Source organism: Enemella dayhoffiae (assembly GCF_002250625.1).
Taxonomy (GTDB): Bacteria; Actinomycetota; Actinomycetes; order Propionibacteriales; family Propionibacteriaceae; genus Enemella; species Enemella dayhoffiae.
In genome coordinates, this window is record NZ_NMVQ01000023.1 from 329705 (window position 1) to 338946 (window position 9242).

Here is a 9242-nt window from a genome sequence, read left to right on the forward strand (position 1 = left end):
ATGGCGACGGTGTGAGATGGCGACGGTCGACGCGCGGCTGATTCCCGTGGCGGTGACGGCCTGGGGCGCGACCCTGGTCGGGACCGCTGCCGGTGGGGTGCCGGTCGCCGTCCTGGCGGCAGCGAGCGCGCTGGCCGCGGCGGTCCTGGCGCTGATCAGAAAGCCCCTGCTCGCCGCGACGGCGCTGGCATTGCTGGTGCTGCTGGCCACCAGCTGGGCCCGTCAGCAGCAGCTGGACAACTCCCCGCTGCGTCGGCTCGCCGAACAGCGGGCCGTCGCCGTCCTGGACGTGACCGTCGGCACCGATCCGCAGTCGGTCGGCAGCCGCTTCGGCGGACAGACCGTGATGCTCTCCGGGGATGCGGTGCGTGCCTCCGGGCGCGGCCACGAGTTCGGTATGCGTCAACCCGTGCGGGTCTTCGCGACCGGCGGCAACGCCGAGGCTCTGCGGAGCCTGCCGGTCGGTGCCACGGTTCGGGTGCTGGTCCAGCTCGGGTCGCCGGATCCCGGTGAACCGTTCGCCGCGATCGCCTCCCTGCGCGGCACCCCCGAAACCGTCTCCCACCCCGGCCCCGGGTCCCGTGCCGTCGATGCGGTGCGTGCGGGACTGCGCGACGCGGTGGCGGAGCTACCCGCCGAACAGCGGGCGCTGGTACCGGCGCTGGTGGTGGGCGACACCAGCCTGATGACCGACCGGCTGCGGGAGGATTTCCGCACCACCGGCCTCGTCCACCTGACCGCTGTTTCAGGCGCCAACCTCACCCTGCTCCTGGCGTTCCTGCTCACCGCGGCCCGCCTGCTCGGAGTCCGCGGCCGTTGGCTGCACCTGGTCGGACTGATCGGCGTCGCCGTGTTCGTCACCCTCTGTCGGACCGAGCCGAGCGTGCTGCGGGCTGCCGCCATGGGACTGGTTGCGCTGGCCGCGCTCGGCTCGAATGCCGAGTCCGGAAAGGGGATCCGGCACCTCAGCCTGGCCGTGATCGCCCTGCTGCTGAGCGACCCCTGGCTGGGACGTTCGCTCGGTTTCGCCCTCTCGGTGCTCGCCTCGGGCGGCATCATCCTGCTGGCGGCACGCTGGCGAGATCGGCTGATCTGGCTGCCGCGGCCGGTGGCGGAGGCGGTGACCGTGCCGCTGGCGGCCCAACTCGCGACGCAGCCGCTGGTCACCGCCATCTCCGGACAGGTGAGCATGGTGGGGCTGCTGGCCAACGCCCTGGCCGGGCCGTTCGTCGGGCCGGCCACCGTGCTCGGGTTCGCCACCGCCGGCCTCGCCGTCCCGCTGCCGTGGCTCGCCGGATTCACCGGGTGGCTGGCCGGTTGGAGCGCCCAGGCGATCCTCTGGATCAGCCACGCCGGGGCCGGGCTTCCCGGGGCGGCCTGGCAGTGGCCGGCCGGACCCGTCGGGGTGCTGGTGGTCCTGCTCGCCTGCCTCGCCGCGATCCCGTTGATCGGGTGGCTGCTGGAGCGGCGCTGGTTGGTGCTGCTCACCGCCGCGCTGTTGGTGGTGGTGATCTCGCGGCCCCAGGCGACCCCCGGCTGGCCGCCCCGGGACTGGCTGCTGGTCGCCTGCGATGTCGGTCAGGGCGACGCGGTCGTGCTGAACGCCGGCGGTGGCCAGGCGGTCCTCGTCGACACCGGGCCGGCCCCCGCACCCCTGGCGGCCTGCCTGGACCAGCTCGGCGTCCGCGCGCTGCCGCTGCTGGTGCTCACCCACTACCACGCCGACCACGCCGGTGGACTGGACGCGGTGGCCGGCCCAACCGGGGTACGCCGACCCCTCGGGCAACTGCTGGTGTCCCCGCTCGGCTCACCACCTGGCGCCGCTGCCGCGATCAGGCAGCGGGCCGACGCCCTGGGCGTACCGGTGCGGGTCGCGGCCCCGGGGCAGCAGCTCCGGATCGGTGAAATCAGCTGGCGCACGATCGGGCCGGTGCGCACCCAGGCGGCGGCGGTGGCCGGCGGCAACGGCGAGTCCTCGGCCGAGAACGATTCCAGCGTGGTCGCCGTGGCGGAGCTGGGCGGGATCCGCGTGCTGCTCACCGGGGACGCCGAACCCGCCGCCCAGCAGGCGATCCTGGCCAGCGGCGCCGACCTGCGCGCCGACGTGCTCAAGGTTGCCCACCACGGTTCGGCCCGCCAGGACGAGGGGTTCGTGACCGCCAGCGGCGCCCGGGTGGCGCTGATCAGCGTCGGCGCCGACAACGACTATGGGCATCCCGCCGCCCGAACCCTGCAGCTGCTCGGCCGGCACGGCCAGCAGGTGCTCCGCACCGATCGCCAGGGCGCAGTCGCCCTGACCTGCACGGCTGGCCGCTTGGCCGCTCACCTCCAACGACCCAAGGAGCCCCGATGAAGAAGACCGTGATCCTGTGCACCGTCGTGCTGGCGCTGATCGCCAGCGTGCTGCTGGCCGGACGCGCCCAGGCACGTCCCAACGATGGTTTCGGGCCGTTCGGTTTGCGCGTACAGGCGGCCGGCGGGCTGGCCGAGGTCGGGCAGTATCACATCGGTGACGAACGGGTGTGGTGCATCGACCTCAACTCCTCCGGTCCGCACAGCGCCTCGGGTTGGCGCAGTGCGGTGGCCGATCGGGTGCGCAAGCAGACCGACTTCGGTGACCGCGGCGGGCACCGGGACGTCAACGGGCCCGAGCTGACCACCACCGAACTGGCCGACCTCGCGTGGGTGCTCGACTGGGCGCGTGAGCACGTGCGCGATGACGAATCCGCGGCCGCGGTCGATCACGTGATTCGGGTGCGCACCGTGGGCGATGACCGTCAGCGCGCCCGGATGGACGCGCGCTATCGGGCCGCGGTGGCCGCCCGGCCCGGGGTGGCCCGGCGCGTGGACGAACTGGAGCAGGGCCTTAGTCGCGCGGGTGTCGATCGGCTCGAGTTGCAACTGCAGGCGCCCACGCTCATCCAGGGCGGGGCGGTGGGGGTACGCCTGGCCGGATCGCGGGGAGACGGTCCAGCCGGTGTCCCGGTGACGCTGACCGTGGCGGGCAGGCAGCACCGACTGGTCACCGACGGCACCGGACGGGCTCGGCTCGAGCTGCCCGCCCAGAACCCCGGCGAACTCGCGGTGACCGCGGACGCGGAGGTGCCGGCGGATCGGCCGATCCTCTACGCGGCGAAGGAATACGACAACCCGCGCAGTCGGGACCACCAGGTGCAGCGGATGGTCGGTGCCGCACCGCGGCGCCCGCTCAAGGCGGCTGCCATTGCCCGGGTCGAGCCGCTGCGGCCGGCGATCACCACGGTGACCTCGAAGGCGGTCGCCGAACCGGGGGAGCGGCTCACCGATCAGGTCGACGTGACCGGTGCGCCGGGGGTACGCCTGGAGGCGCGAGGGGTGCTCTGGGGACCCTATTCCCAGCGACCCCGGGCCGAGAACTGCCGGCCGGATGATCCGAAGGCGGGCGAGGTGAAGTTCGCCATCGACGGTGACGGCCGCTATCGGACCCCGGAGATCACCGTGCAGAAGGCGGGATTCTATGTCTGGCAGGAGTTTCTGCCGGGCACAGACCGGTCGGCACCGGTGACCACCCCGTGCGGGGTGGCCGAAGAGACCAGCCTGGTCAAGGCCCGGCCCACGATCACCACCGTCACCTCGCACGCCGAGCTGACCGGCGGCGGCAACGTCACTGACCTGGTCCGGATCAGCGGACTCTGGCCGGATCAGGCCCGCCGCACGGTGACCGCAACCCTGTTCGGGCCCTATCCTCAGCGGCCCACGGAGAACGACTGCCGCCCCGATGACCCGCGGGCGGGGACCGTCCGGCTCGAAGTCAACCGGGACGGAGACCACCGGACCCCGCCGATCGCCGTGGAACGGCCCGGTTTCTATGTGTGGCAGGAAACCCTGGCGGCCGACGATCGCACCGCGTCGGTGACAACGCCCTGCGGAGTGGCCAGCGAGATCACCTGGGTGCGCCCGACGCCACCGCCTCCCACGCCCAGCCCGACCCCCCCGCCCAGCCCGACCCCCACGCCCAGCCCGAGCCCGACGCCCAGCCCGAGCCCGACGCCCACCCCCACACCGACACCCCAGCCAGAGCCGATGCCGAAACCCGAGCCCTCGGCGCCAACCCGGCCGGTGCTGCGCATCCCGTCCGGAGCGGTGGAGGGTGACTGATGCGCACCCGGGTCTTCACCATCGTGGTGGCGGTCGCCGTCGCCGGTTGCCTGTTGGGGGTGGTGATCTGGGGCCGCTCCCGGCCACCGGCCCGGCCGACGGCCGAAGCGGTTCCCGGGACCGAGCCGACACCTGGGGTCACCCACGACCATCCCTTGGTGACCCCGCCGGCTACGCCCACCGCGACAGGTGCGCCCGACCCGGCCGAGCAACCCCCCGAGCCGGGTACGCCGGCCCCCACCCCGGGGCGTACCTGGACCGCGCCGGGACCGACCCAGCCGCCCACGGCGACGACGGCGCCGTCGAGAGCCCCCGCGCCCGGCGGTTCTCCGACCCGCCAGCCAGGAACGGGGCCGGCCGAGTTGCAGGTGCCCAGCCTCGGCATCCGGGCGCCGATCCGCGCCGCCGCCATCACCGATGGGGTGTTCCAGGTGCCCAAGGACCCGGCAACCGTTGGCGTGCACCGCGGATCCGCTGGCAGCCTGCCCGACCGCCTCCGGCCGGGGCCCGGCACCATCCTGATGTCGGGCCACGTCACCTCCGGTTCGGTGCGCGGGTCGTTGTGGCCGCTGCACCGGCTCGCCCCCGGAGCGATGCTGGTGACCAGTGACGGCGCCGGCGGCACGGCGCGGTGGCGGGCGACCCGGTTGCACACGGTGCGGGCCGACCAGCTTCCGGCCGACCTGCTGGACAGCACCGGGAGGAGCCGGTTGGTCGTCGTCACCTGCTCCGGGGAGGTGATGGTCGAGGGTGGCCGGCGCGGCTATCGGGACAACCTGATCGTGGAGGCGGTGCCCGACGCCTGAGCGGGGTCTGGTGCCTATGCTGGGGCGATGACGGCACAGCCAGCGGTCGACAGCGGCGAGGCCCTGCGGTGGTCCCCACAGCACGCCCGGCAACGAGCCCGCGCCGGGCTGTGCGCGCCGACGACGGGCTGGGCGTACGGGTTCACCCAGACCAACCTGGTCGTCGTGCCGCAGGACTGGGCCTACGACCTGCTGCTGTTCTGCCAGCGCAACCCGCGGCCCTGCCCCGTGCTGGATGTGTCGGACGTCGGCAGCCCCAGCACCCGGCTCGCCCCGGACGCCGATCTGCGCACCGACCTCCCGCGCTATCGCGTCTGGCGCGACGGTGAGCTGGTCGAGGAACCCACCGACATCACCACGCACTGGCGCGACGACCTGGTCGCCTTCCACATCGGCTGCTCGTTCACCTTCGAACAGGGGCTGATCGAGACCGGCATCCCGCTGCGGCACCTCGAGCAGGGCCGCAACGTGTCGATGTATGTCACCCGGCGCGATTGCGTCCCGGCCGGGCGGCTGCGCGGACCGCTGGTGGTGTCGATGCGACCCATCCCCGCGGATCGGGTCAGCGAGGCCGTGCAGATCAGCGGGCGTACGCCTCAGGTGCACGGCGCGCCCGTACACGTCGGCTCGCCCGAAACCCTGCTCGCCGGCGACCTGGCCAACCCGGAGTTCGGCGACCCGGTGCAGGCGGAGCCGGGTGACGTCCCGGTGTTCTGGGCCTGCGGGGTCACCCCCCAGGCTGCCCTGATGGCGTCCCGGCCACCGTTCGCGATCACCCACGCACCGGGTCACATGTTCGTCACGGACCTGCCCGAGCGCGAGCTGCAGAGCTGATCCGCGGTCAGCGGCCGAGCCGGCTCGCATAGCGGATCCGGGCCAGGCAGGCGACCAGCGTCAACGGCACCAGGATCACCCCGCAGGCCACGAACAGCAGCTGATAGCGGCCCGCCTCGGCGAACGGCGCCGCCAGGTACGCCGCCAGCGAGCTGCCCACGAAGAGCGACCCGGCGAACAGGGACACCACCGTGCCGCGCACCCTCGGCACCACCGAGGTCGCCCACGTCTGCAGCGAGGAGTGCATGAACGCCCAGCCGCCCCCCAGGGCCAGGGCGGTCACCAGCACCGTGACCGGGGTGACCCGCCATCCGACCACGGCGAACCCCACCGCCAGCTGCGCCCCGCCCACCCCGAGCAACCACCACATCGGCCAGCGCTGGGTCAACCGCCGCACCAGCTGGGAGAACCCCAGCACCCCGACGCCGTAGGCGGCGGTCACCAGGCCGGCCACCGACGCGTCCACCCCCTGTGCGGCGAGCGCCGGTGGCAGCAGCGTCAGCATCCCGAGCAGGGTGCCACCCTCGACCAGCACCAACGCATAGAGCAGCACCGCCCAGCCGTTGCTGAGGGCCGCCGCGAACTGGCCGATCAGGTGCCCCACCACCGGTTCGCGCTCCGGTTCGGGGAGGCGTCCGACCAGCAACCCGGCCACCAGCGACGCGGCCCCGGCGAGCACGAACACCGGCCGCCAGCCGACGGCGTGCGCCAGCACCCCGGCCAGGGCGGTGGCCAGCGCCGTCCCGACGGCCATCGTCGCCATCAGGTCCGAGAGGGCGCGTTGGCGTACGCCCAGCTCGACGGTGTCCCCGACATAGGTGAGGGAGGTCGGCACCACCGCGCCGAAGCACGCACCGGCGACAATCCTGGTCACCAGCAGCCAACCGGCGTCGGGCACCACCCCGATGCTGGCGACCCCGCCGACGAGCATCGTCAACTGGATCAGCCGAACCCGCCCGAACCGGTCGGACAGGGTTCCCCACACCGGCTGGGAGACGCCATAGGCGAGGAAGTATGCTCCGGCGATCGCGACCAGCTCCGACAGCGGGACGTCCAGTCCGACCGCGATGCTCACCAGCATCGGCCCGATCACGAACCGGTCGAAGCTGCTCATGAACCCGGCCGCGGCCAGGGCCACCGGGGGAGCGAACGCACGGTCCGAGGTCACCGGCCGACCCTATCCCCGATGTCGTTCCGGGCTGGCATGCTTGGCCGCATGGCAAAAACCTCCGCCTTCGGCCGCGTGCTGCTGGTCAGCGGCCCCGAGTCGTTGCTGGCCGACCGGGCGGTGGCCGAGCGGGTCGCCGCCGCCCGCAAGGAGCAGTCCGTGGCCGAGGCGCACGACGTCGAGGCGAGCCGGGTCGACGCCGGCTCCCTCGCCGAACTGTCCGGTGGCTCGCTGTTCGCCGACGCGACGATCCTGGTCATCCGCGACCTGGCCAATCTGGACCCCGACCTGCACCCGGCGGTGCTCGCCCTGGCCACCGACCCGCTGCCCGACCTGGCGACGGTGCTGGTGCACGGTGGCGGCAACAAGGGCAAAGGCCTGCTGGACAAGCTGAAGAAGACGAAGGTCGAGGTGTTCGACTGCGCGGCCCTCAAGCCGCGTGAGTTGCTTCCGTTCGTCACCAACGAGGTACGCCGCAGCGGCGCGCGGATGAGCACCGACGCCGCCCAGTTCCTGATCGACGCCGTCGGGCACGACCTGCGTTCGCTCGCCGCCGCGGTCGACCAGCTGGCGGCCGACAATGACGGCAACGAGATCGGTATCGACCTGGTGCGGCGCTACTTCGGCGGACGGGCAGAGGTGTCCAGCTTCGCGGTGGCCGACGAGGCACTCGCCGGGCGCGCCACACGCGCGCTGGAGCAGCTGCGCTGGGCCCTGTCGACCGGGGTCGCGCCGGTGCTGGTGACCAGCGCGCTGGCCTCCGGGCTGCGCGGGCTGGGCAAGCTGCAGGGCAACCGCACCGGCATGGGGGACAACGACCTGGCCCGAGACATCGGCGTACCCCCGTGGAAGCTGCGCACCATGCGCCAGCAGCTCCGCGGCTGGGACCAGGGCTCACTCGCCACCGCGATCCGCGCCGTCGCCCAGGCCGACGCCGACATCAAGGGCGCCGCCGACCAGCCGGAATACGCGCTGGAGCGCTGCGTGCTCGCCATCGCCACCGCACACCGCGGCTGAGCCCGGCTCACCCCCATTCGCTGGGGAGTCGCCACCAGGCGTACGCCGGGGACTGCGGCCAGCCGACGGGGGAGTCCTCCCACGGTTCCTGCCGGCCGAAGGGCGCCACGTCGAGCAGCGACCAACTGGTGCCGAGCTGTTCCACCCCGCGGCGGCTGGTCGCCCAGGTCCGGTGGATCGTGTCCCCGGACCGCAGGAACACGTGCAGCGCGAACCCGGTGCCCTCGTCCTCGGGCTCACCGAGGTCATCGGCCATCGAGCTGCCCGCGCTGGAGAAGAACGGCAGCCGGAACCCCTCCCGGGTCACGACCGGGGCGAGCTCGTCGGCCGGGGAGCGGCTCACCGCCGCGAACGACACACTCCGCGCGGCCAGTGCGGCCAGGCTGCCCACGTTGTCGAGGAACATGCTGCAACCGCTGCAGGGTTCGCCGTCGTGCAACGGCATGAACTGATAGACGATCAGCTGCGGGCGCCCGGCGAACAGGGCACCGAGGCTGGTCGATGTGCCGTCGAGTGCGGTCAGCGGATAGTCGGCGACCGGGTGCATCGGCAACCGGCGGCGTTCGGCGGCCAACGCGTCACCGGCCCTGGTGTGCGCCTTCTCCTTCTCGCGCAACCGCGCCAGCGACTCCCGCCACCGATCGATTTCGACCACGTCCGGGTGAGGTTCATCCATGGGCCCACGCTAGGAGCCCTGCCCGGCGAGTACTTCTCCGGGATTGCTCAGCTCTGAACGCAACAACGCCCCGGACCCAGTGATCCGGGGCGTCGCACCGACGCGGTGTGCGATCAGGCCTTGGCGGCCTGGCTGGAGATGGCCGACTTCTTGTTCGCGGCCTGGTTCTTGTGGATGACGCCCTTCGAGACCGCCTTGTCGAGCAGGCGGGTCGCGCGCTTGGCGGTCTCCTTCGCCTTCGCCGAATCGCCGGCCTCGATGGCCTGACGGAAGCGGCGAGCGGCGGTGCGCAGCTCAGACTTGACCTGCTTGTTGCGCTGACGCGACTTCTCGTTGGTCTTGATCCGCTTCATCTGGGACTTGATGTTCGCCACTGGGCAGCCTCTTGATCGGTTCGTGTTCGTCGGTTGGGTTTGCGTGTCGGGCACGCAGCACAGCGAATAACTCTACTTGGCACCCGCCGGTCGAGCAAGTCGACGGCGAGACTCACACATAGTCCCCGGGAACGAGGGGGCCGTGCCTCACATACTTTCCCCCGCGAAGCAGTGGCCGGCCACGATGGGGTGTGAACGCGAAGGTTTTGTCGATGGCGGCCAGGTTCGAG

Annotated in this window: 8 protein-coding genes; 5 read left to right on the plus strand and 3 right to left on the minus strand. The window is 72.5% G+C overall.

Annotation, left to right across the window (positions count from 1 at the left end):
• The first annotated feature begins 16 nt into the window (after window positions 1-16).
• From CGZ93_RS12490 to CGZ93_RS12505, 4 genes are read left to right on the plus strand one after another with little or no spacing between them, the layout of a single operon-like run.
• Window positions 17-2353 (plus strand): ComEC/Rec2 family competence protein, encoded by a 2337-nt coding sequence (locus CGZ93_RS12490; protein ID WP_094364468.1) that lies wholly within the window; start codon window positions 17-19, stop codon window positions 2351-2353.
• On the plus strand, window positions 2350-4137 hold the full coding sequence (locus CGZ93_RS18980; protein WP_094364469.1) for a hypothetical protein: 1788 nt from the start codon (window positions 2350-2352) through the stop codon (window positions 4135-4137). The genes CGZ93_RS12490 and CGZ93_RS18980 overlap by 4 nt, the downstream gene beginning before the upstream one ends.
• Entirely contained in the window at window positions 4137-4943 is an 807-nt protein-coding gene (locus tag CGZ93_RS12500) for a class F sortase (protein ID WP_094364470.1), read from the plus strand. The genes CGZ93_RS18980 and CGZ93_RS12500 overlap by 1 nt, the downstream gene beginning before the upstream one ends.
• A 27-nt stretch (window positions 4944-4970) precedes the next feature.
• A complete protein-coding gene (locus CGZ93_RS12505; protein ID WP_094364471.1) occupies window positions 4971-5777 on the plus strand; it encodes a putative hydro-lyase in 807 nt (268 codons plus the stop codon).
• 7 nt (window positions 5778-5784) lie between these two features.
• On the opposite strand, the gene CGZ93_RS12510 is transcribed toward CGZ93_RS12505, so the two are convergent.
• Window positions 5785-6945, minus strand: coding sequence for an MFS transporter (locus CGZ93_RS12510; RefSeq protein ID WP_229117415.1), 1161 nt, complete (start codon window positions 6943-6945; stop codon window positions 5785-5787).
• 48 nt (window positions 6946-6993) lie between these two features.
• Between CGZ93_RS12510 and holA the strand changes: the two genes are divergently transcribed.
• Window positions 6994-7962, plus strand: a complete 969-nt coding sequence (gene holA, locus CGZ93_RS12515) for a DNA polymerase III subunit delta (protein ID WP_094364472.1) — start codon at window positions 6994-6996, stop codon at window positions 7960-7962.
• 7 nt (window positions 7963-7969) lie between these two features.
• On the opposite strand, the gene CGZ93_RS12520 is transcribed toward holA, so the two are convergent.
• Entirely contained in the window at window positions 7970-8638 is a 669-nt protein-coding gene (locus CGZ93_RS12520) for a DUF899 family protein (RefSeq protein ID WP_094364473.1), read from the minus strand.
• A gap of 113 nt (window positions 8639-8751) precedes the next feature.
• Entirely contained in the window at window positions 8752-9012 is a 261-nt protein-coding gene (rpsT, locus tag CGZ93_RS12525) for a 30S ribosomal protein S20 (RefSeq protein WP_094364474.1), read from the minus strand.
• Window positions 9013-9242 lie beyond the last annotated feature (230 nt).